The following is a 23,948-nucleotide window of genomic DNA, read 5'->3' on the forward strand; positions in this document are numbered from 1 at the left end:
GTTTAGTAAATCAAACCGACAACGCCTGCTGTTAAGAAGCTGACGAGTGTTGCACCGAATAACAGCTTTAATCCAAAGCGTGCGACAACGTTTCCTTGTTTTTCATTTAAGCCTTTCACTGCTCCAGCAATGATACCGATAGACGAGAAGTTCGCAAATGACACAAGGAATACAGAAATGATCGCTTCTGTACGAGCAGTGAAATGAAGACCGTCGCCAGATAGAGCAAGCATCGCTACAAATTCGTTAGATACCATTTTGGTCGCCATAATACTTCCTGCTTGTACCGCTTCACTCCAAGGTACACCAACAAGGAAAGCAAATGGTGCAAACACATATCCAAGTACATCTTGGAAAGAAACACCGATGGCAGCTGTGAAAATGCCATTAATCATCGCAATTAATGCAACGAATCCAATCAACATCGCAGCCACAACAATGGCTACTTTGAAACCATCCATAATGTATTCGCCGAGCATTTCGAAGAAAGATTGTCTTTCTTCTTCTACGACTTCAAGCATGTCTTCGTCTTTAGACACTTCATATGGATTGATGATAGACGCAATAATAAATCCACCAAATAGGTTCAGCACAAGTGCTGTAACAACGTACTCCGGTTTAATCATTTGCATATACGCACCGACAATGGACATTGATACAGTCGACATCGCAGATGCACACAATGTATAAAGACGCTGTTGAGGTAATAATCCAAGCTGCTTCTTAATGGAAATGAACACTTCGGATTGACCTAAAATCGCTGACGCTACGGCGTTGTAAGATTCTAGTTTCCCCATTCCATTGACTTTACTAAGCAAATACCCAATTCCGCGTACGATTAGCGGAAGGATACGCCAATGCTGCAGGATACCAATCAAGGCAGAAATGAAGACGATCGGCAGCAAGACATTGATAAAGAAAGTTGACGCATTATCATTCATTAAACCGCCAAATACGAAGTTGATCCCTTCACCAGCATAGCCTAGAAGCATTTGGAATCCTTTTGCAAAGCCCCCGACTAGGAAGTTCCCAACACCTGTATTGAGCAGAATATAACCTAAAATAAATTGCAGTACAATCATGACAATGACTGGACGGAATTTCACTCGCTTTTTCCCGTTACTTGCCAGCCATGCAATGGCGAGAATCACCAGCAAACCGATAATACCAATGATGTATTTCATGTTTTTCCTCCTTGAATGAATTCGTTTACATTAATGTGCTTGTATGGAACAAACCCTATTTCGCAAACAAATTGCGGAAGAAAATCCCAGAAATGAGATCCTTCCGCATATGACTTTTTCATCATCTAATGAGTCATGATTGTTATCCTACCATAGGATCGTATGAATTAATAGTCTTTAGAAGGAGCTGATTGATCCCCTTTAATAATGGAAACGCCTGCACTGGCACCAATACGGGTTGCGCCTGCAGCTGTCATCGCTTCTACGTCTTCTTTTGTTCTCACGCCGCCTGATGCTTTGACACCGATGTCCGGTCCAACTGTTTTACGCATTAATGCGATGTCCTCAGCTGTTGCACCGCCTGTACTAAATCCAGTTGATGTTTTGACGAAATCAGCGCCAGCTTTTACAGAAAGTTCACAAGCTCGTACTTTCTCTTCATCTGTGAGTAAACAAGTTTCAATGATGACTTTCACTAAGGCTTTGCCTTTTGCTGCGTCTACAACGGCACGAATATCTTGTTCAACTGCATCATATTCGCCATCTTTCAATGCCGCAATATTGATGACCATGTCCACTTCAGTTGCACCGTTTTCAATGGCATCCTTTGTTTCAAATGCTTTCACTGCTGTTGTGTTTGCACCTAACGGGAAACCGATGACTGTACATACATCAACGCCTGTTCCTTCTAGTTCTTTCGCCGCAAGAGATACCCAAGTTGGGTTCACACAAACGGAAGCAAATTGATATGTCTTTGCTTCTTCTAGTAACTGCATGATGGCAGCTTTAGATGTATCTGGTTTTAGTGCTGTATGATCAATGAGCTTTGCTATTGTCATGATTCACACTTCCTTTTAAATATGATACTTTCATCTTAAATGACTATTGAACAATTGTAAATATAGTTATGAAATTTTGTTCATCTATTTTGTGACATTTAAAAGAGCTCTTGCTGTGTGCTGATCGATCACCAATACGTTCGCATATTTTCCTCTCAGCGCCCCATGGATAGAGGCAACCTTTCGATGTCCACCAGCCACAAGAATGGAGCGCTCTTTTGTTCTCAAATCATCCAGCTCCACACCGATTGTGCGATTGTTAATCGCTTCACTGCAAATGCGTCCTTCTTGATCATAAAAACGCGAACAGATATCTCCGACACTGGATGTCTTGAGCAGCGCCTTTTCTTCTTCACGGAAATAACCAAGCCTAAACAAAAGCGCCTCATCTCTTACCGTCCCAACAGTAAACACAGCGATATTTGCCTGTTTGCCCATTTCAATAATGCGCTGAATATGTCTGTCCTGTTCGACCATCTCTTTAACGGCGGCACTATCGAACACAACAGGCAGTGGCAAATAGCGTGGTGCCGTTTGAAAAGCTGATGCAAACAGCTGAATCGTTTCCGCAGAATATGTATTCACATGTGAATGGCTGATTCCACCTTTCAGCTGAACCACTTCTACCCCTTTTACCTGTTTAGGTTGCATCTTTTGAGCAATTTGATACATCGTGGTGCCCCAGCTCACTCCAACGATATCGCCGTCTTTCACCGTATTTTGAAGATAATCTGCACCAAACCGGCTCAAGTAATCCGTAATCGTTGGATAATCGTCCTTTGGTGAAAATACCACATGAGCCTCGAGCAGATCATATTTTTCTTTCAGCAATAAGGACAGCTCATTTAAATCCTCAAATGGGTCCATCACTGTAATTTGGACGTACCCTTTTTCCTTCGCATACTGAAGCAGACGAGACACCGTTGGTCTCGACAGGTCAAGCTGCTTGGCGATTTCCTGCTGACTGTAATCAGATAAGTAATAGAGCCTTGCTGCTTCAATACTTAATTGCTGTTTCTCCCGATCCATTCGTACGCCTCCTTTTTCTCTCTATCATAACAAATTGTTCACTTCACCATGCACAAATGTTCATTTGAAGAAAATGGTGTAGGCTGCGTGAAAGGTCTCTTGCTTCTCTAGGGTTTGAATGCCGAATTTCTCCTTATACTGCCCGTTTGTCCCTTCCATATCAGCGATCCCATACCAAGGCTCAATACAAACAAAAGGAGCCATTGTTCCCTTTTCTAGATCATATGGAGACCAAATACCAACGAACGGAAAACCACTGAGATCGACCTCAACGCCGTGACCTGCTTGAGAAGTCAATGATACTTGATCAATATGACTAAAGATCATTGCATCGTTCTGAAAAAGTTCTGGGCGAAGTTGAATCGGCTCAAACTCAACACCTTTCTCATTCTCTCTCACAAGTGAATTATGAAGTTCATATTGAACTGGATCATGTTCGGTGGAAGGTATCAATGTGAGTGAATAATCAGCTGTCTGCTCGCTTTCAACAAGCGGGACATGAAATGCCGGATGTCCACCAATCGAGAAATACATCGTGCCATCTCCTTCATGAACAATTTCCCAGGAAATCGTTAGTCCATTTTCCGACAGTGCATAACTGATGCGCGCTGTAAATTCATACGGATATTGTGACGTGTGACGGCCATTTGATTGATATTGAAAAACCACCTGATCTTTTGCTTCTTCAAATAGTTCAAAATCAACATCACGCAAAAATCCATGCTGCGAGAGTTGATACGTTTGATCGTCTATCTTGTATTGATCATCCTTCAACCGTCCGACAATCGGAAATAAGACGGGCGACACCCTGCCCCAATAAGCAGGGTCACCAGACCACATATATTGACGTCCACTTTCTTTATGAAGCACCTCTCTCACCTCGGCACCTCTCTCATTGATTTGAACCAATAACAGATCATTTTCAATCGTTCTCATTCAACACATCCCCTTTCCTTCTTCTTTTATTATGACAGGGATTTTCGGTTTGAGTATAAAAATAAGAATCCCTCAAGCCTTAGAATGTTTCTTCATATAAAAAAATTTTAAAAAAGACAGAAATTCGCCAACAAAATGTAATGCTGATTCGTCTAATCTTATATAAAATAAAAGAATCGTTGTTCTTTTGGAGTGACAACAAAAAAGACGCGTTTGACATTGATGGGGGATTCTTTTTCATGAACAGCAAGGAAAACCGTTTACGTTACATATTAGGATTAGATGGGCTGAGAGCTGTTGCCGTTTTGGCGGTCATTGCTTATCACTTACATATTGAACCCGCAAGCGGCGGGTTTCTTGGCGTTGATTTGTTTTTTGTGATTTCTGGTTACTTGATTACAACCATCTTGCTGCATAAGCAGGATTTGGGCTATCAAGAGCTTCTGCCTTTTTGGATGGGCCGCATCAGAAGGCTGCTTCCAGCTGCCTACGTCATGATTTTTTTAATCGTCAGCTGGTGCGCCATTGCTGGTTCAAATGCATTAATGTCCATTCGTGGCGATGCCTTATCGTCCTTTTTTTATGTGAGTAACTGGTGGTACATTTTTCATCAGCTCTCTTACTTTGACAGCTTCAATGCTGTATCTCCACTAAAAAATTTATGGTCTTTGGCGATTGAAGAGCAATTTTATCTCATTTGGCCGGTACTGTTGATTGCTGGACTGAAATGGGTGAAAAATAGATCCCATCTTCCTATGATCACCTTTGGTCTGGCACTTGTATCTGCTTTATGGATGGCCATTCTCTATTCACCGGATACTGACCCGAGCAGGATCTATTATGGAACAGACACACGTGCGTTTGCACTCCTCATCGGGTGCAGTCTTGCATTTGTCTGGCCCATGCACAGACTTTCCAGCAGAAAATTACTTCCTATCGGCAGACGTATGTTACAAATAGCCGGATTCGGTTCGATGGTCATTTTCCTCTTATGTATTTATGCAGTCGACGAATTTGACGGCCTTCTCTACCAAGGCGGTATGCTTTTATTCTGTTTGAATGCAGCGATCTTAATTGCGTGTGTCTGCCATCCTGCCAGTCTTATTGGGAAATGGCTGTCATTTCAACCACTCGTTTGGCTCGGAAAGCGGTCTTATGGCATCTACTTATGGCATTATCCAATTATCGTGCTGACCACACCGGTCATTGAGATTGGACAGCCTTCCATGGGACGTGTCACATTGCAGCTCATCGCAATTCTACTCATATCAGAGGCTTCCTATCGTTTGATCGAACAGCCGATTCGTAAACTCGGGTTTAGACACTATTTTGCCTCTTGGTCGATTTGGAAAACAGGAATCAAGCAATGGTCTATGTCCAATAAAGTGTTTCTTGGGATTGCGGCAGTCCTTTTGATTTTATTTACCATTGGCATGTCTAGCTCGTCTCATACATCCCCGCATGCGCAAGAAGTCACACAAATTAAGACAGCGCCCCAAAAGGCAGGCGGTCAGACAGAATCAAAAGTGAAGAAAAAGAAAGACAAACATAAGAAAAAAGCAGCGGATCCTAAACAATTTCACCAAGTTCTTGCCATTGGTGATTCCGTCATGTTAGACATTGCTTCAAATTTAGAAAAGGCCTATGAACCCATCACCATTGACGCAAGGGTCGGAAGGCAAATGAACGAAGCCATCCGCATCGCCCCTCAATATGCTTCTTTTAACAAGGCTGATGCCGCTGTTATTATTGAGCTTGGCACAAATGGTTATTTTACAGAGGGGACTTTGACCTCATTCATTCAACATTTCTCGAAGGCACATATTTTTCTTGTGAACACTCGCGTTCCAAGATCTTGGGAAAATGATGTGAATGCAGTCATTGAGCGTGTGGCCAATCAACACCACAATGTGAGCTTAGTCGATTGGCATTCAGCCGCTACCGGACAGCCATCCTATTTTCAGCCAGATGGTGTTCATCTTTCCACAAAAGGCTCTGACACATTGACTGAGCTCATTAAAGCCAGTATCAAGAAAAAAGGAGATGTGTCCTCGGCATCATAAGAAGACTAGCATCCTGTGAAGAGAGATTCAAAAAAGACATGCTTTCCTATGATTGGAGGCATGTCTTTTTTTGTGATGGATGAGCACGGAGCTGCATTATGTTTTACTTTTAAAAGACCAAACGATGACAGGGATGAGAATTAACGATAAAATTCCTCCGCTTAAAGATAATGTAGCATAACTCGTATTCGCCATGACCATTCCTGAAAGGGCACCGCCAGAAGCACCTGCTAACGCAACAAAAACATCGAGTGTTCCTTGGGTTTTTGCCCGGTTTGATGGTTCTGTAGAATCCACTATTTGAGCAGTACCACTAATTAAACCAAAGTTCCATCCCAATCCAAGTAAAGACAAAGCAATGATTAATAGAATCATTGAATCACTTGGTGCGAATGCTGCTAATAAACCAGCAAGTAACAATGTGATGCCCGACGCTATGCTCATAGCTGTTCGTCCTAGTTTATCTACAAGTACACCCGTGATAGGTGAAGGAAGATACATGGCCCCTATATGAAAACCAATCACAATGCCCACTTCGGCTAATCCATGACCATGATGCTGCATATGCACCGGTGTCATGGTCATGAGTGCCACCATGACAATTTGAGTTAAGATCATCACTGTGGCCCCTACTGTAAGCCCTTTTTTATCTGTTTTTTTATCAGCAGCATCTGGTTTATTTCCATGCCCATGTTCTGCTTTGTAAGTTGCTATTCTTCGGGCAATGTCTAATGGATCAGGACGCAGCAGAATAAAAAGGACAAGACCAGCTACAATAAATGCTACTGCTGATAAAATAAAAGGACCGGCAAGTGCTGGAACGCCAATGGACACTGCAAATTTACCCATCACTTCAACTAAATTCGGACCTGCTACTGCTCCAAATGTTGTCATGACCATTGTTGTACTAATTGCAGTTGCACGCTGTTTAGAATTTGCTAAGTCCGTCCCAGCATAACGCGCTTGTAAGTTCGTGGATGTTCCTGCTCCGTAAATGAAGAGCGATGCAAATAATAAAATGACACTATTCATCATAGCTGCCAGCACAACGCCAATTGCTCCGAGCCCTCCAACAACAAAACCTGTCGATAAACCGATGCGTCGTCCATAACGTTGTGAAAGCTTCCCTACAATGAAAGCTGACCCAGCTGACCCCAAAGTAAATAAAGCGATTGGGACTCCTGCATAGGCTTCAGTTCCAAGCATTTGTTGTGCTAAAATGGCACCTACCGTAATTCCTGCAGCTATGCCAGCCCCTCCAAATATTTGCGATAGACTGACAACAAACAATACTCGTTTATATAAATTTTTCAATTTTTGGGGTGAATCTATATAATTCTTCACTACATCTTTTTCTGTATCTAACACTTGTAAACACCCACTTGAGATTTATTTGCCCAATGTAACCATTATATCAGTTCCGACTACAATCCTTGATTTAAATCTCTTCCACCTCTCGGCCATTTCATGGAGAGCAAGCGGTTGTTTTCGGATCATAGACACCTTGTTTTGAAATGGATCATGAATAAAGCGCCCACATGACTGACCTGTACTTTTGAGCTGATGCGTATCTTTTGTCGTTTTCTTTTATGCCGTTAAAAGGCTGGCTCTCAATGCTAGTGCGTGCTTTTCCTTCGTTTTTTGATCCACCAACGCAAAATCACCATTCTCATACGCTAATGAAAATAATTCTTCGATATGAAAAACACCTGCCTGAAACTGCTTGCTCAATACATGCAGTGCCACAGCACTGGCGACTTGAGCCGTTGCTTGAGACTCATCGCGACCTTTTATTCCAAGCGCTGCTCGATGAATTTCGTTACCCTTCATTCCTACCGCTTCCACTTTCACTGCATATTGATCTGTACCCATTTGAGCAGATTGAATCAGTGAAATGGCACGTTCCTTGATTTTCGGCATCGTGAGAAGGGACGTCATTCCGAGTTTCCTTGTGAGAGCAAATGCACGTGTCGCTACACCAGAATCAAAACAGAGCCTTGTTGTCACAGAAGGCACATGGAGCGTCGAAGGCAATGTTTGCTGGTCAGAGAAAGGGAACTGATAGGCTTGCCGCTTTCCAAGCGTTTTGCCAAAATCAATGCGTTTCCCTCCAGTAAAACTTTTGACTTTCTTTCGCTGATGATTCTTCGTCAGCTCATAATCCGTATGCACATGATCAAGCGTCCATTCAATAGCTGCTTTTCCATGCTGGTCACCTAGCCCAAGCATGATACTAATATCAATTTGCTCCACAGAGGTCAGAATAGATGCCGCCTTCGCTGCAAGCAAATTGGTGAGACCAGGTGCAAGACCTACGCTCAGCACAGCCGTTGCGTTCAATTGCTGTTGATGGACCTTTGCTAGCTTCTCAATATAGGCTCCTTTTGCCGAAATATCGAGATAATCAATACCTGACCGTAAGCATGTTTCAGCAAATGACGTGTCATCTTGATCCAGACACATGATCACCAGTCTCGTTTCATCCATCCAGTCCGTATCCATTGGTTGTCTTACGTCTATCTGAAATGGACGTACACGCCCATTCGTTTGGCGTGCAAATTGTTCAGCCTTCTCATAACTTCGGCCAGCCGCAAAGACTTGCCCAGGATACACGTCACTTAATTGAAGACATATTTGCTGCCCCACATGTCCATAACCGCCTATCACCATCACTTTTGACCTCATTTTCCAACCGCCTTTCTATCGCCTCTTTTACAAACAATCCCTTTGATCATGCCCGCTTGAAAATAAGGTCTGATGTCTTGAAATCCTGCTTCGGTTAATTGTGCTGTCATCTTTTCTTCAGACACGGGATATGTTGTGACACCCAGCCTTTCTCGGAAGGACGTAAACACTTCCTTTCCCAAGCCTTGACGATTCATGAATAGAGAAAGCATATGAAGCTCCTGCTGAAATGTCGGCGTTTTCGGGTCTCCTTGAATAAACGCCAACATGAGAGGCGCCCCTGGTTGAAGCCGGCGGGCGATCTCCTGTAAAAAGGTCAGCTGATCTTTTACAAAATGAATGACAAGCAAACTTACTGCTGCATCGTACGACTTTTCAACCGGCACTTTGTCTAAGGCCATCTCATACCATGTGACGCGATCTTGCATATGAAGCTGTGCCACTCTGCGCTTGGCCATATCAAGCATGGATGGAGATGGATCAACCCCTGTGATATGCCAGTCTTTATTTCTTTGAAGCATGTTGATGATCTCTTCGCCCCCACCTGCTCCGACTATTAACATGCGAGAAGCCGCTCCCATTAATTCGATTTCTACTCTATCCACTGTCAGCTCATGCAAAAGATGATAGCCCGGTACTTTATGTGCAATTGTCGCTGCATAGGATTCAGCAACAGGATCATGCCAATGTTGATTTACACTCATATGTCTTCTCCTCCAGTTTCCGCTTTGCTTCGTTTCCTTTACACTAACGGTATGTTATCTTCATTGTAAGAAGATAGATGAGAAAAAACGATCCCTAAAAGTAGGGATATTGAGGAGGAGATCAAATGAACAATCCAGCCGCTCATTTTCAGCAGCTGAGAAAAAGCATTCGAGATGAACTTGCTGCTATCTGTGATTTTGATGCTGCCTGTATCACAACCATTGATCCAGCTACTCTCCTCTCGACGGGTTCTTTTACAGATGAACCGATTGAAGCCATACATAACGAGCTGTTTCAAAATGAATATTTAAAAAAAGATGTGCACCAGCATGAAGACCTAGCGAAAGGTCCTGTCCACGCTGCCAGTCTCGTCCAAAGCGGAGAATACATCAATAGTGGTCGATACCAGCACATTTTGTTACCTAACGGATGGGCAGATGAATTGCGGGCAGCCCTTGTAATTCAAGGTGAATGCTGGGGAATCGCCAGCCTTTATCGGAAAAAGGAGAAGGAACCTTTTCATGAACAAGATATACAAGCGGTTAGTCGCCAAACACCAGCACTCGCAGCCAAGCTGAGAGATGAACTTTTTAAAAGAAGAGAAACGGAAGAAGATGAAACGGCGGAACACCAAGGCTTCCTCATTCTTTCACACGATTACCATCTTCTTTATGGAAATGAAACTGGACTTCATTGGCTTCACACCTTCCAGACCTTTGAGCAAATTCATGACGGTGCCATCATGCCCCGTCCGTTTAGAGCATTAGGTGCTAAGCTTTTATACGGCGGCGGTGACCAAACAGCGGTCAGCATCACCAGAATGCCGACAGGGCGTTTTCTCTCTCTTCAAGCATTTCGTTTAGCACAGGCAGCCGGGGAGGAAGAGGCTGTCATGATTCATATTAAGCGAGCTCAAACAAGTGACATTCTTCCTTATATAGCGAAAACATATCGGCTGACAGAAAGAGAAATGAACGTCCTTGACTGCTTAATAAAAGGACAATCCACAAAGGAAATTGCCAGTACGTTATTTATCTCGCCTCATACGGTGCATGATCATGTAAAGGCGATGCTCGAAAAAACAAATTTGAACAGCAGACGTATGCTTGTTTACTTTTTCTCACACATATAAAAAAGCGGCTACCTCATTGGTAGACCGCTCTTTCTTTATTTTCCGATGACTCGCTCATGCAGGACATGTGCGACTCCTGCTTCGTTATTGGATTTTGTCACAACATCCGCAACTGCTTTGACATCTTCAATGGCATTTCCCATCGCAACGCCACAGCCCGCAAATTCTAGCATCGACACGTCGTTCCCATTGTCACCAATCGCCATCACTTCTTCACGAGAAATCCCAAGTTCATGCGCTAGAAGCTTCACGGCATTCCCTTTGCTCACATCAGGATGAAGAATTTCTAGGAAGAAATCTGTGCTTTTTACCATCATGTACTGATCCTTCACTTCAGATGGAATGGCTTGTATCGTCTTTTCCAAACGTTCCGGCTGATCAATATACATCATCTTCGGAAGTCTCATGGATGGGTCTGCCTCTTCGACAGGTAAATACTTAAGCGGCAATTTCGTTAAATACGATTCAAGTACCGTGTATTCACTAATATCCCGATTTGGTGTGTATAGATGAGCCGAATCGAAATAATGCATAGGTGTATCCAGCTGACGGCTCAGTTCATATAAAGAAGTCAAATCATCATAGGATAAAGTTAATTCTGATACGACTTCATTTGTATGGCTGTTTTGTACAAGCGCTCCATTATAGGCGATGACATAATCCCCCTCTTGATCAAGCTGCAGCTCTTTTAAATAGCGATGCACCCCGCCAATCGGCCGGCCTGTACATAAAACAATTTTAACGCCTTCTGCCTTCGCCTGTTGAATGGCTTCAAACACCTCATCCGGCACCATATGCTGATCATTTAATAACGTACCATCCATATCAATTGCGACTAATTTATACATTCACTGCTCCCCTTTTCTCAGCAAAACGTGCTGTCACTATTTTGAGTGATCATCTACATAATCACATGCTATTCATCATACTATATACCTATTTTAGCCTATCGTTTTTTTCTCACGCTGTCTACTTGTTCCTATCTGTAACAAAAAATCACTTCATCCTCATCTATTATAACCTATTCTATGGAATCCGCTGTGAATAGAACAGACCTCTCATTTTAACAGTATGAAAAGGAACAAATGTTCATCGGAGAATATTTTGAAACTAGCAAATCTAATTGTATGATGGATAGCAAAGAAAGGAGGTGCAGGGAATGATTACATTTACGAGAGGAAAATTGTCAAAAATGTCTGGTGTACATATTGAAACCATTCGTTTTTATGAAAATGAGGGTGTGCTCCCCGAGCCTAAGAGAGCACATAACGGCTATCGTTTATATGATAAAAAATATGTACTCATGCTATCCTTTATCACTGAAGCAAGAAAGCTAGATTTCTCACTCAAAGAAATTCGAGAAATTATCACGTCACTATTCGAGAAACAGTCAAAAACAGAAGCGGAACAGCTGCTCGAACAAAAAGTAGAAGATATTCAAAAATCCATTCAAGAGTTAAAAAAGAGGAAGGCGGCCATTCAACTGTTAACGAAACAAACATTAGCTAACATTAGTTAATTGTAGAGACTGCCAAAGATGTGCCGGTATTTTTTACTGGCACCCCTCTGCGCCTAGCTGTTAAGTACACGTTGTATGAAAACATCAGGTATACTAGAGACAGCTTGACGTGACATCAATCGTATGGAAGGGGTTATGAATAGAATGAGAATAGCAACCATTGGAACAGGTGTGATTGTGGAAGGTTTCCTCCAGGCAATTGAACAGCTTGAAGGTGCTTCTTGCCACGCTGTCTATTCAAGAAAGGAAGCGACGGCAAAGAAACTCGCAGATCAATTTGGGGTGCAAACGACTTATACGGATTTAACCACTATGTTAGAAGATCCCCATATAGAAGCGGTATATATCGCATCACCCAATCGTTTACATAGCGAGCATGCCACGGCTGCATTGAAACACGGAAAACATGTGATTTGCGAAAAGCCTTTTACCTCTAATGTGAAAGAGCTAGAAGCCTTAATCGCTCTCGCAAAGGAAAAGCAGCTCTTCCTATTTGAAGCCATTACGACCGTTCATATGCCCAACTATCATTTAATCAAAAAACACCTTCATCAATTAGGCAGAATCAAACTCGTTCAATGCAACTACAGTCAATATTCAAGTAAATATAATCAGCTGCTCGCCGGGGAAACGCCGAATGTCTTTAACCCAGAGTTTTCTGGCGGTGCCCTCATGGATATTAACATTTACAATGTTCATTTCATTATGAATCTATTTGGTTCACCGAAAGACGTTCGTTACCAGGCCAACCGCCATCCAAACGGCATCGACACATCTGGTGTATTAACTTTTACTTACAATGATTTCATCGCCACAAGTGTTGGCAGCAAAGATACAAGCAGTATGAATTTCGCTTTGATTCAAGGGGAAAAAGGGTTCCTGCATGTGAAAAATGGTGCGAATGGCTGTGAGGAAGTGTTGCTGCATATAGGAGACCAAGTCACTTCACTCAATGCACAAACCAATTCAAACCGCCTGTTTTATGAAGCAGAAGCATTTCAGCATATCATTGAAACAGGAAATGTCGAAAAGTGTTATGAATGGCTTGATGACAGTCTTTCTGTCATGAAGGTTCTTGAAGACGCTAGGAAAGACGCCGGTATTCTTTTCCCAGCAGATCATGCTTAAATAAAAAAACCGCCTTCTGATGAAAAGGCGGTTTTTTGGCATTAGATACTCTTTGAATATGCCACCAGACGCTGAGACATATGATTCACTTCATCAACTGAAGCGTTCACTTGCTCTGTCAAAGCAGCCTGTGTTTGCGTAAGAGCTGTCATATTGGAGATATTTTCAAGAATTTGATCGATTTGTGTTTTCATTTCAGTTAAACTTGATTCGATATTTTCTGTCGCATTGGCACTATGAAGCGCTAGCTTACGTACTTCATCGGCAACGACTGAGAAACCGCGGCCCTGCTCGCCTGCTCTTGCTGCTTCAATTGCGGCATTCAAACCAAGCAGATTCGTTTGGTTTGCCACTTCTTTGATTAAGTCTGAAATGTTCTTCGTCTCATCTGCACTGTTTTTCGCCAAATTAGCAGCAGACGTTGACTGCTCTTGGGCGACAGCAAGCTCTTGTGCTTGGTTTGTTACAGAACTGATACCAGATACCATTTCACTAATAGAACTTGAAAGCTGCTCTACTTGGGAAGCCATTTCATTGGCTGTTTTTTCTTTATTTTTTTCTAACGTAATATCACGAATCGTTCCTGCGACACGTAAAGGGACACCCTTCTCATCACGAATGGTTTCACCACCCGCATGATACCAGCGGTACTCGCCATTTTTACTCTGCAATCTATAATCAATGTCAAATGGTGTACGGCCAGAATGGTCATTTAAGTGATCCGCAAAAGCTTGGAGAGCCGATTCTTTATCTTCAGGATGCAAACGATCACTCCAGCTGCTCAACACGTTCGGGAAATCCTTTTCATCTGTAAAACCAAGCGTTTTTCTAAACTGTGGAGACCACCAGAATTCATTGTTTGGATTGACAGGATCGCCAGCCTCTACAACCATATCCCAAGGAGCTTCCACAAGCGCACGGTTGATCAAGTCATATCTTGTCACGAATGCTTGCAGCTCTTCTTCTTTCAATTTCTGATCATGAATATCAAAAAGAGCCCCTGCCACACGAAGAGGTACCCCATTTCGATCTCGAATCGTCGTTCCAGTTGCTTTGAACCAGCGATACTCGCCATTTTTCAACATCAGACGATATTCGATATCATACGGTGTACGGCCAGAATGATCCAATAAATGCGTAGAGAATGCATTCAAGGTGTATTCCTGCTCATCTGGATGAATTCGAGATGCCCAGCTGTCTAAGACATTCGGAAAATCGTTTTCATTTTGAAAACCTAACATTCTGCGGAAATCATCTGTCCATGTGAATTCGTTTTTTGGATTCACAGGATCTCCTGCTACAACCGTCATATCCCATAGACCCACTTGAATCGCTTTTGTCACTAAATTCATACGCATATGAATATCTTCTTGCACTTCTTGCATCTTTTGCAACGCTTCATTTATTTGAGCCACTGCTTCTATTGTTTGACTAGAAGAGAATGCAGCAGTATCAATTCTGGCTGAAAAATCTCCCTTCTCAATTCGTTCAACTAATTGACTGCTTTCACTAAGAAGGGCTTCCGACGATGAATCACTTGCTTTTCTCATAAACATCTTCAATAACTCCTTTCATTCTTTCGTACGTTTTTGAAATATTTTACAGTTATAAACAATTTTTTATTAGGACTTTAGTAATACAAAAGATATATCGACAAAAACTGAAAATTGTTTATGTCAGAATGAAGGCAAATGTTCATTTTTTCACGAAGTTTTAGATTTTGGGGATGGGTCATGGAAAAGATTTATGGAAGAAAACGGCTCAATTGATAGAATCAACCGCCTATTTTGTCTGAAAAATCTCTTTTTTTATATTGACACTGACCGCTCGAAAAAAGAAAATGGAACATAAGCATTTTAAAAAAGGAGAACGTCATGAGCGCGAATCAGGAACAACACGAATTAAAAAAGCTTTTATCGCCGCGTCATATTCGCATGATTGCGATGGGCGGGGTCATTGGTACAGGAATCTTTAAAGGAAGTGCCGATACAATCGGCTTAGCAGGTCCTGGAGTTATCTTTTCCTATGTATTTGCTGGATTGCTTCTTCTCATTGTCATGGCGGCTTTAGCTGAAATGGCCATCGTCTACCCAGGGAATAACCTTCGCGACCTCATACAGATTGCGCTTGGTCAACGTTTTTCATTTGTTGTCGGATGGGTTTACTGTTTTATGTGGCTCACTGTATGTGTCATTGAAATTATTGCAGCGGGCAGTTTGCTTCAATATTGGTTGCCGAACGTACCATTATGGTCTTTATGTTTACTTTGCTCGCTCTTAGTCATCGGAATTAATTTAAATAATGTAAAATACTTTGGTGAAATTGAGTTTTGGTTCGCTGGAATGAAGATTTTCGTTATTATTGTGTTTATTATTCTCGGTGCTGCATTATTATTTGGAATCATTCCGAGCGAACAAAGCACGCCTGTTCTCACCAATTACCAAAACTTTGTCCCGAACGGATGGGGTGCTGTCTTTGCCTCATTATTAGTGGTGATCTTCTCGTATGGAGGCTCTGAATTGATCGGGCTGACCATTACAGAAACAAAGGATGCAGAAAAGGTATTACCTGGTGTTGTCAAAAGTATGATGTGGCGCATCATCTTGTTTTACACACTGCCGATTTTGATTATTTGTGGACTCATTCCTTGGAATCAAATTGATCCGAATAACAGTCCTTTTGTCCAAGTCTTTTCAGCAGCTGGCATGCAAGGTGCCTCTCACTTCATTAATTTCGTCTTAATTACAGCCGTTCTATCTGCCGCCAACTCTGGTATTTACGGCACGACAAGAATGATTCATTCTCTATCTAAATCAGACGGCGGTCCAAAAAAGCTGGCACAGGTCAACAAAAGAGGTGTACCTATTTTAAGTTTATGGGTGACCGTTCTGTTTCTTTTAATCGGAACATTCTTTGCTTACTTGTACCCAGATCAAATTTTCAGCTATATGCTGGCTATCCCTGGTTTTGCGGTTTCTCTTATTTGGATCAGCATCTGTCTGGCTCATTTGAAACTGCGTCCAAGATATCCGCAGGAGCCGTATTTCAAAGTTTGGTTATTTCCGTATTTCACTTTATTTGCTGGTCTTGTACTCAGTGTCAGTTTTGTTCTGTTCCTATTCAGACCAGAGAACTTACCTAGCTCGATTATCAGCATCGGTTTCTTAGCAGCCGCCATCATTGCTTCATTCTTAATGAAAAAGAAAGCTTAGAAACGCAAGCAAAAACCCGCCTCAATGGCGGGTATCAGATTGTTGATAAAGGGCTAAAATGAACTTGATTTTAGCCCTTTGTCTTCTTTTCAGCGTGACAGAAAACCTTTGCAGTCTAGGAAGGACGAGTACTGGCGCGGAGCGAATGTGACATTCGTGAGCACCAGCACGCAGGACTGACACCGAATGCGAGGGTTTGTCTACACGCTGAAACCCGCCTCAGTGGCGGGTTTTTTCATGAGCAGCTGCTGTGACTTCGAAATCGACAGACGCTTTTGGGATGCCGTTGATGATGATGGTTAATGTATGAATGCCCTCATAGTGCTTTCTCGTTGTCATATTTTGAAACGACTGAGACCGGACAAATTCTCTATGCAGCGCCGATTCTGTTTCAAATTCTGTGATTTTAAATACCTTTTGATTGCGTGTACCACGAGCTTTCACGTAATCAATGGCATACTCTACGCGCAGCTTTAATGGCTTATCTGCCTGAAGAATAAAATGAAAGGTCAGCTTCTCTCCAATACGAACGGGGTCTTGCGTCACCTTCAAATCCGTTACTTGGATAGACGGATCATCTCCATAGCCAAATAAAGCCATGATATCTGGATCGCCTTTTTTCAATAACGTACGGGATGCATGTTTGACAATCCAGTTTGTATGTTCATTGGTTCCATACCAGCTTTTGACCATTTGCTTCATGAGGTCTGGCTGAATTGCAGAAATGTCATTTAAATGATTCGCTACACTTTTTTGCACATATTTGGCCGAATCTGACTTCAAATTTTCTAGAATGGGCAGCGTGACAGAAGGGTCCTTTTTCAGCGCAGGGACGGATAATCCCCACGGCAAACGAGGCCTGCACCCTTCACTAGCGAGACGGCGAATATGTTCATTTTGATCCTGTGACCACACAAGCATCTGCGCCAGCATTTTCTCTTGATCTTGAATGAGAAAAGGTCGAACGGCAAATTCAGCAGTGGAAAACGGTGTAAAGAATTCAAGTGCTTTGATCGAGATATCCCAATGGTCAACACCATATGTCTCGACGTAGTCTGGAAATACGAGCGCACTGAGCCCTGTAAAATGCGGTGCTGTCTGACGCAGTACATCGATTGCCTTCTCATAATCCTCAGGCAGACAGGCGTGCATCGATTCAGTCACTCTTCTCATTCGTCCTTTTAACTCCAGCTGCTCCCAATCCTCTTGAAACACGAGCTGATGAAAGTGATCAGCATCAAATACAGTTGACGCTTGCGCCAGTTTTTCTGCTAAATGTTGAATAAATGGTTCATTATATACATGTTTTAAAGGTTCGATCGTGTCCGCCTCCCATAGCTCAATATCATTATTTTATCCTAAATTGTCAAAAGCGGCATAACAACAAGCCAAAAACAGCCCAATTCCGAAGAATTGAGCTGTTGTCCCGTTATATAAACATATTAATAATCATAATAAATGCAATGGCGCTAACGGAAATGATGGTCTCCATAGCCGTCCAAGTCAAGAACGTCTCTTTAATGGTCATACCAAAATACTCTTTGATCAGCCAAAAACCAGAGTCATTGACATGAGACAAAATCAATGAACCCGCTCCTGTTGCTAAAACAAGCAGCTCTCTGCTCACATCCGGCATGGATGCAGCGATTGGGGCTACAATTCCGGCCGCTGTCATCATGGATACTGTAGCAGATCCTGTTGCCACACGAATAACCGCAGCAATCAGCCAGCTAAGTAAAATCGGTGAGATTGGGGAGTGTTTGGCTAAATCAGCAATATAATCCCCAACGCCTGAATCGATCAGTACATTATTGAACGCTCCGCCTGCACCAATCACAAGCAGAATGGAAGCGATCGGTCCCAAACAATCGTTACTGAATGACAGCACTCGGTCACGGCTCATCCCTTGTATAAAGCCAAGACTAAAGAAAGAATACACTGTCGCAATCAATAAAGCTGTTATGGGATCTCCAATGTACTTGAACATCTGATACCACATACTATCCTCTGGCAAAATAATATCCGCCAATGTGGCAAGCAGCATAAGAATGACCGGCACCAAAATGGTAAACATCGTATTCGCAAAACCAGGAAGCTTCCGATCAGCATTTCGTTCCGTGAATTGCTTTCTGAGCAGCTCTGGAACTGGTTTATGTATCCGTTTTCCAATCCACTTACCGTACAGCGGTCCAGCAATAATAGCTGTTGGCAAACCGACGATGATTGAAAAGAAAATCGTTTTTCCCACGTTGGCATGATAGATGCCTACTGCTGCCATGGCAGCTGGGTGAGGCGGAACTAGCCCATGCACAACAGACAATCCTGCGATTAATGAAATCCCAATCGTCACGAGCGAAATGCCCGTTTCAATCGCAATGGTAAAGAGTAAGGGAATGAGAAGAACGAATCCGACCTGGAAAAAGACAGGTATCCCCACGATAAAGGCTACAAACATCATCGCCCAATGCACATTCTTCGTCCCAAAACGACTGATGAGTGTTTGAGCGATCCGCTCAGCGCCCCCTGACTCAGCCATCATTTTCCCAAGCATGGTCCCAAGCGCTAGTACAATCGCCAGTAACGATAACGTGTTCCCTAATCCCGTTTTAATCGATTGAATGATTTCCTGTAAATCCATTCCTGTAGCAAAGCCTACTAGCATAGAGGTAATGATCAAACTCACAAACGGATTCAACTTAGCGACTGTAATGAGAATGAGTAAAAGGACAATCGCCGCAATCACAATAAATAAAAGCATGTTCTCCCACCTTTTCCCCGATGTTTAACGATTTTGTTTTAATTGCAACGCACTAATGACATCAAATTCATCCTTCAGTTTGTCATAGAGACGCTCATATAAATAAAACAGCTCTATGTATGTTTCGTTGTTCTTCATATTTGGTTCATGGCGGGCAGAAATACGAATCCATTCCTGCACCTCTTCTATCTCTTCCATATGACCTAAACTATGAAGTGCAAGGACAGCCGCCCCAAGTGCGGAAGCCTCGTAGCTCTCTGGAACAAGCACTTCTCTGCCCATTGTATCCGCCAAAATCTGCCGCCATAGCGGGGATCTCGCAAATCCACCAGAAGCCCTGACATCCTTCGCTGGACCTGTTAAATCTCTTAGTGCCACACCGATCGAGAAAACACTCATAATGACGCCTTCTAACACGGCTCTAATAAAGTGCTCGCGCTTATGCTGAAGACCGATCCCGAAGAACGTGCCTCTTGCGTTTGGATTCCAATAAGGTGCTCGCTCACCTGTTAAAAATGGTAGAAACAGCAGTCCTTCTGAGCCAGCTGGAACCTTTTCTGCAATATCAATCATTAGATCGTAAGGGTCTACACCTAGACGCTTTGCTACCTCCACCTCGGAAGACCCAAATTCATCCTTGAGCCATCTCAGCATAATTCCGCCGTTATTGGTCGGTCCTCCGACGACCCAATGCTTGTCCGTCAATGCATAGCAAAATGTTCTTGATTGCTCATCTGTAATTGGCTGATCTACGACTGTACGTACTGCACCACTTGTCCCAATCGTGACTGCTACCTCACCTTTGCCAATCGCACCAACACCAAGATTCGCTAATACACCGTCATTTGCACCCACAATAAATGGTGTATCTTCTTCAATGCCCATTCGCAGCGCAATTTCTGGCTGAAGCCCACGCAGCTGATGCGTCGTTGGAACAAGTTCAGACAACTGATTCACCTGAATTCCTGCAATGCGTAGTGCCTCCTCGTCCCATTGAAGCGTTTCCAATCGGAACAGTCCTGTTGCTGACGCGATTGAATAATCGACCACATACTGACCAAAGAAATGATAAAGAACATACTCTTTGATGGAAATGAATTTTGCTGCCTGATTGAAGACGTCAGGTGTCATTTCCTTGATCCATCGTATTTTTGAAAGCGGTGACATTGGATGGATCGGTGTTCCGGTTCTTTTATAAATTTGAAAGCCATCTAAGTCCGTTATGATCCGTTTCGCTTGTTCTGCACTTCTGTTATCAGCCCAAATGATACTGTTTGTTAATGCTTTTCCATTCTCATCCATGACGATTAAGGAATGCATCGCCGTACTAATTCCCACACCTATGAGGTTTTTTACATCAAATGCTGCTTTCGTCAATGCGCCTCTTACACTCGCAATCACAGCATCTAAAATATGTTCAGGGTTCTGCTCAACCCATGCTGGCTGGGGGTGAATGAGGTCATAAGGAACAGAATGCTTTGATATGACTTTCCCCTGTGATCCAAATAGAACCGCCTTTGTACTTGTTGTTCCAATATCCAAACCAATTACCGCCTGGTTTCCCTTCATCTGTATCACGCCCAATCATTGATTTGAAATAAAGTGTCGTGGTGCCGGTGTACCTGATAAATCCCATTATAGGAATATTTTTTTTGACATTCAACGATCAAAAAGAAAATAATTTTCATTTAAAACCTTAGAATCGTTACCACAACAGCATTTTTCACTAATAGAAAAATTTATTTTTGAAACCATTACACTCTTTTTTGAGAAATGGTTTCTCTCATTTGCTTTAAGTTTGTTAATGTTTCCTGCTGCCTTAAATGTGCAAGCGCAAAATATAGCACATCAATCACAGTAAGCTGGGCAAGCCTAGCAGACATCGCTTCCGTTCGGAAAGCCGTTTCTTGCGTTGATGTATACAGCGTGACATCTGCAAGCTGACTCAATGGAGAACGCTGATAGCTTGTAATGCCAATGGTTTTCGCTCCTTTTTCCTTGGCTGTTTTCATCGCATCCAGTAAATCCTTATTTCGACCAGAATGAGATATACCAAGCACTGTGCTCTTTTGATCAAGCAGACCTGCCGACATCGCTTGAAAGTGAGAATCTGTATGAACAATACAGTTGATGCCTGTCCTCATAAATTTGTGAAAAGCATCTGTGGCGATGAGGCCAGACCCACCGCTGCCATAAAACTCTAAGCGCTCTGCTTCATGGATTAATTGTACGGCTTTTTCTACATCTTCTGGATTCAACAATTGAAAACTATCCTTTAATGCAGTGATGTTCGCCTGAAATACCTTTTGCATAAAAACGGCAGTATCATCGTCAAGACTCATCTCTTCATCTACATAATCAGGCTTCGTTTGGTCTATTTCCTGGGCAATAGCAATCTTCAAATCTTGATACCCCTCAAATCCAAGCCTTTTACAAAGACGAAAAATCGTTGCCTCTGAGCTCGCTGTCTTTTTGGCAAGCTCGACAATCGACAAATGGATGATGTCGCGGGGCTCACTCGTAATGTGCTCAGCAATTGCTTTCAGTTTTGGCGGCAATCCTCTGCTTGCTGCCCTTATCTTATCCATACTACTTAAACTGACAAAAGCCAATTGACTTCACTCCTTCTCTATTCATGTGAGCGCATACATTTCCTCATGTTCCCATCTTATAAAAAAGAAGCCTGTTTGCACAGACTTCTTTTTTAAGAATTCAAGACTTTGATCATTAAATCAAAAAACCTTTCAGCATCTACATCCATACACACTTGAAGGTTGCGATCTTTTCCCCATTGGTGCTGAAAATCACATATCATTTGACCATCGCAGAACTCACTCTTCGTCTCCACTTCTACATGAAAAGCCCGTGTATTCACAAGTTGTTTATCAATTGCAAGACTTACAGCAAGCGGATCATGCATGGCACATGCCCACACCCCATTCCGCTCAAAATAGCGCTGGCGGTAAATGCTTGTGCTCTCTCTGATATAACCGGCTAACGTTTCATTTTGAATGGCATTAATTCTCTCATCCGTTAACAAGACCTGTCTCGTGACATCCAGCCCTACTTGAGTCAATGAAGGGAAACCAGCCTCCAGCACCAATTTCGCCGCTTCTGGATCTGCATATGTATTAAATTCCGCAACCGGTGTGACATTCCCCTGTCCCTGCACGACACCCCCCATAAAAATGACTTCTTTCACGTGATGAATCAGCTCAGGGCATTTTTTTACCGCAAGGGCTAAATTCGTTAACGGTCCTGTCAACACAAGCGTAACCTGCTTCGAATACTTCAGCACTTGGTCAATGATAAAATCAGGCGCAAAACCTTCATCCGCGGTCTTCTTAGGCCGGGCGTCCTTTAAAGCGCCGCCAATTCCATCCTCCCCATGCACCCGATGTTCATAATGAGGGACTCTCAAAAGAGGCGTTACTGCACCTTTGATGACAGAGATTTCCTCTGCCTCAACCAACTCAAGCACTTTACACGTATTCAACGTCGCCGCTTCAACAGACACATTCCCGCACACCGTTGTGATCCCCAACATATCAAACCGCTTACTTTTCACTGCAAGCAAAATACCAATCGCATCATCAATTCCAGTGTCTACATCCAAGATCAATTTCTTTTTATTTGCCATGTTTGAAAGCTCTCCCTTGTTTGTAAGTGTTGTTAGGGGAATGATAGCATATTTTGAAATTGATTTAGGGAATCAATCGGCTTTGTCGACTTGTTATTTCACTTTTTCTCCAATGTCTTTCAAATATTGTTCGCGTTCTTTTTTGGAGAGATTTTTTAAAAAATTCTCTTTTAATTCCGGTTCATCTTTATATTTTTCCCAGTCCCTAAAACGAATTGATAACTCATATGAATAACTCATTGAACCGATTTCTTTTGTTCTATACTTTAATGAAGCGGAGAACTCGTACTTTTCTGGCTCATCATTTATATATCCTCTAATTACGATGTAGCCCATTGGATCAATAGTTACCCTCTTCTTAAACGTTATGGTCTTAATAAAATGATGGATGTCTTCTTTGCGTAAACATTCTTCTATTTTAGGCTTCATTTTTTCTGCGAGCTCTTCTGCTTTTTCTTGATCGCTCTTTTCTTTTACCACATCATTTGATTTACTTTGCTTATTGTGCTGAGTGACTAACGAAGTCACTGAGACAATGATGATAACGACCAAAACAGATACAAGTTTTATTGTGTTTTTCATGTCTACCGTTGCCACCTTCTTAATAATGAAAAATTAACTTTTTGTTATTTATCCCCAATATCCTTGAGGTACTGTTCACGTTCTTTTTCAGAGAGTCTTTTAAGATAGTTTTCCTTTATTTCAGGCTCATCTTTATATTTATCCCAGTCTTTAAAGCGATATGATAAATCAGGAGAATGACTCATCGAACCTATTTCATTAGATTTGTATATTAATGATGCAGAAAAATGATATTTTTCTGCATCATTATTTATATATCCATCAACTGTGACATAACCCATAGGGCTTATAGATACATTTTTTTTAAATGTGATGGTTTTAATAAAATTGTGAATATCTTTTTCATGTAAATATTCTTCAATTTTTGGTTTCATCTTTTCTGCGAATTCTTCGGCCTTTTCTTGATCGCTTTTCTCTTGCACTACTTCATCTGAAAAACTCTGATGAATGTACTCTACAACAAACACAGTTACGGAGATGACGGCGACCACAATTATGATAGAAAATTTCATGATATTTTTCATAAAAAGCAAAAC

21 protein-coding genes are annotated in these 23,948 nt (G+C 42.3%); 5 read left to right on the plus strand and 16 right to left on the minus strand.

The annotated features are described in order from the left end of the window. Positions 1–2: 2 nt before the first annotated feature. From NST24_RS18725 to NST24_RS18740, 4 genes are all read right to left on the minus strand, one after another. The gene (locus tag NST24_RS18725; protein ID WP_072368021.1) at positions 3–1,184 is read right to left on the minus strand and encodes a NupC/NupG family nucleoside CNT transporter; all 1,182 of its coding nucleotides are present in this window, start codon (positions 1,182–1,184) and stop codon (positions 3–5) included. A gap of 167 nt (positions 1,185–1,351) precedes the next feature. Then, complete coding sequence (gene deoC / locus NST24_RS18730) at positions 1,352–2,023, minus strand: deoxyribose-phosphate aldolase (RefSeq protein ID WP_007498018.1); 672 nt, start codon at positions 2,021–2,023, stop codon at positions 1,352–1,354. An 84-nt stretch (positions 2,024–2,107) separates the two neighbouring features. Continuing rightward, positions 2,108–3,052 carry a sugar-binding transcriptional regulator gene (locus NST24_RS18735; protein ID WP_039164987.1) on the minus strand — a complete coding sequence of 315 codons (945 nt, stop codon included), beginning with the start codon at positions 3,050–3,052 and terminating at the stop codon, positions 2,108–2,110. Between the two features lie 60 nt (positions 3,053–3,112). Next, positions 3,113–3,988, minus strand: a complete 876-nt coding sequence (locus tag NST24_RS18740) for an aldose 1-epimerase family protein (protein ID WP_342462105.1) — start codon at positions 3,986–3,988, stop codon at positions 3,113–3,115. 239 nt (positions 3,989–4,227) lie between these two features. On the opposite strand from NST24_RS18740, the gene NST24_RS18745 reads away from it, so the two are divergent. Continuing rightward, positions 4,228–6,051: an acyltransferase family protein gene (locus tag NST24_RS18745; protein WP_342462106.1), complete on the plus strand. Its 1,824-nt coding sequence runs from the start codon at positions 4,228–4,230 to the stop codon at positions 6,049–6,051. A gap of 96 nt (positions 6,052–6,147) precedes the next feature. On the opposite strand, the gene NST24_RS18750 is transcribed toward NST24_RS18745, so the two are convergent. The 3 genes from NST24_RS18750 to NST24_RS18760 all read right to left on the minus strand — a co-directional run bounded on the left by NST24_RS18750 (position 6,148) and on the right by NST24_RS18760 (position 9,440). Further along, a complete protein-coding gene (locus NST24_RS18750; protein ID WP_047947042.1) occupies positions 6,148–7,419 on the minus strand; it encodes an MFS transporter in 1,272 nt (423 codons plus the stop codon). 219 nt (positions 7,420–7,638) lie between these two features. Continuing rightward, positions 7,639–8,736 carry a saccharopine dehydrogenase NADP-binding domain-containing protein gene (locus tag NST24_RS18755; RefSeq protein ID WP_047947043.1) on the minus strand — a complete coding sequence of 366 codons (1,098 nt, stop codon included), beginning with the start codon at positions 8,734–8,736 and terminating at the stop codon, positions 7,639–7,641. Continuing rightward, a complete protein-coding gene (locus NST24_RS18760; protein ID WP_039164976.1) occupies positions 8,733–9,440 on the minus strand; it encodes a class I SAM-dependent methyltransferase in 708 nt (235 codons plus the stop codon). Before NST24_RS18760 ends, NST24_RS18755 begins: the two co-directional genes overlap by 4 nt. A 125-nt stretch (positions 9,441–9,565) precedes the next feature. Between NST24_RS18760 and NST24_RS18765 the strand changes: the two genes are divergently transcribed. After that, the gene (locus NST24_RS18765; protein ID WP_039164974.1) at positions 9,566–10,573 is read left to right on the plus strand and encodes a LuxR C-terminal-related transcriptional regulator; all 1,008 of its coding nucleotides are present in this window, start codon (positions 9,566–9,568) and stop codon (positions 10,571–10,573) included. Between the two features lie 35 nt (positions 10,574–10,608). On the opposite strand, the gene yidA is transcribed toward NST24_RS18765, so the two are convergent. Continuing rightward, a complete protein-coding gene (gene yidA / locus NST24_RS18770; RefSeq protein WP_008345739.1) occupies positions 10,609–11,421 on the minus strand; it encodes a sugar-phosphatase in 813 nt (270 codons plus the stop codon). A gap of 311 nt (positions 11,422–11,732) precedes the next feature. Between yidA and NST24_RS18775 the strand changes: the two genes are divergently transcribed. Together NST24_RS18775 and NST24_RS18780 are read left to right on the plus strand one after the other, a co-directional pair. Continuing rightward, positions 11,733–12,092 (plus strand): MerR family transcriptional regulator, encoded by a 360-nt coding sequence (locus NST24_RS18775; RefSeq protein WP_007498034.1) that lies wholly within the window; start codon positions 11,733–11,735, stop codon positions 12,090–12,092. Positions 12,093–12,236: 144 nt separating this feature from the next. Further along, complete coding sequence (locus NST24_RS18780) at positions 12,237–13,220, plus strand: Gfo/Idh/MocA family oxidoreductase (protein ID WP_342462107.1); 984 nt, start codon at positions 12,237–12,239, stop codon at positions 13,218–13,220. A gap of 41 nt (positions 13,221–13,261) precedes the next feature. On the opposite strand, the gene NST24_RS18785 is transcribed toward NST24_RS18780, so the two are convergent. Further along, the gene (locus NST24_RS18785) at positions 13,262–14,776 is read right to left on the minus strand and encodes a PAS domain-containing protein (RefSeq protein WP_342462108.1); all 1,515 of its coding nucleotides are present in this window, start codon (positions 14,774–14,776) and stop codon (positions 13,262–13,264) included. A 318-nt stretch (positions 14,777–15,094) separates the two neighbouring features. Between NST24_RS18785 and NST24_RS18790 the strand changes: the two genes are divergently transcribed. Continuing rightward, entirely contained in the window at positions 15,095–16,432 is a 1,338-nt protein-coding gene (locus tag NST24_RS18790) for an amino acid permease (RefSeq protein ID WP_159160086.1), read from the plus strand. A 219-nt stretch (positions 16,433–16,651) separates the two neighbouring features. Here NST24_RS18790 and NST24_RS18795 read toward each other — a convergent pair whose 3' ends face one another. The 7 genes from NST24_RS18795 to NST24_RS18825 form a co-directional block, all read right to left on the minus strand. Further along, positions 16,652–17,605 (minus strand): DNA alkylation repair protein, encoded by a 954-nt coding sequence (locus tag NST24_RS18795; protein WP_342462109.1) that lies wholly within the window; start codon positions 17,603–17,605, stop codon positions 16,652–16,654. 256 nt (positions 17,606–17,861) lie between these two features. Continuing rightward, positions 17,862–19,190, minus strand: coding sequence for a GntP family permease (locus tag NST24_RS18800; protein ID WP_039164961.1), 1,329 nt, complete (start codon positions 19,188–19,190; stop codon positions 17,862–17,864). Positions 19,191–19,214: 24 nt separating this feature from the next. Further along, positions 19,215–20,759 carry a gluconokinase gene (gene gntK, locus NST24_RS18805; RefSeq protein WP_342462110.1) on the minus strand — a complete coding sequence of 515 codons (1,545 nt, stop codon included), beginning with the start codon at positions 20,757–20,759 and terminating at the stop codon, positions 19,215–19,217. 185 nt (positions 20,760–20,944) lie between these two features. Beyond that, positions 20,945–21,778 carry a MurR/RpiR family transcriptional regulator gene (locus NST24_RS18810; protein ID WP_034646848.1) on the minus strand — a complete coding sequence of 278 codons (834 nt, stop codon included), beginning with the start codon at positions 21,776–21,778 and terminating at the stop codon, positions 20,945–20,947. Between the two features lie 116 nt (positions 21,779–21,894). Further along, on the minus strand, positions 21,895–22,830 hold the full coding sequence (locus NST24_RS18815; RefSeq protein ID WP_342462111.1) for a nucleoside hydrolase: 936 nt from the start codon (positions 22,828–22,830) through the stop codon (positions 21,895–21,897). Between the two features lie 93 nt (positions 22,831–22,923). Then, positions 22,924–23,412: a DUF1433 domain-containing protein gene (locus tag NST24_RS18820; protein WP_138279184.1), complete on the minus strand. Its 489-nt coding sequence runs from the start codon at positions 23,410–23,412 to the stop codon at positions 22,924–22,926. A 44-nt stretch (positions 23,413–23,456) separates the two neighbouring features. Beyond that, complete coding sequence (locus NST24_RS18825) at positions 23,457–23,936, minus strand: DUF1433 domain-containing protein (protein ID WP_146271823.1); 480 nt, start codon at positions 23,934–23,936, stop codon at positions 23,457–23,459. Between the last annotated feature and the right edge of the window lie 12 nt (positions 23,937–23,948).

It is taken from the genome of Bacillus sp. FSL R5-0286 (assembly GCF_038593245.1).
GTDB classification, from domain to species: Bacteria; Bacillota; Bacilli; order Bacillales; family Bacillaceae; genus Bacillus; species Bacillus altitudinis.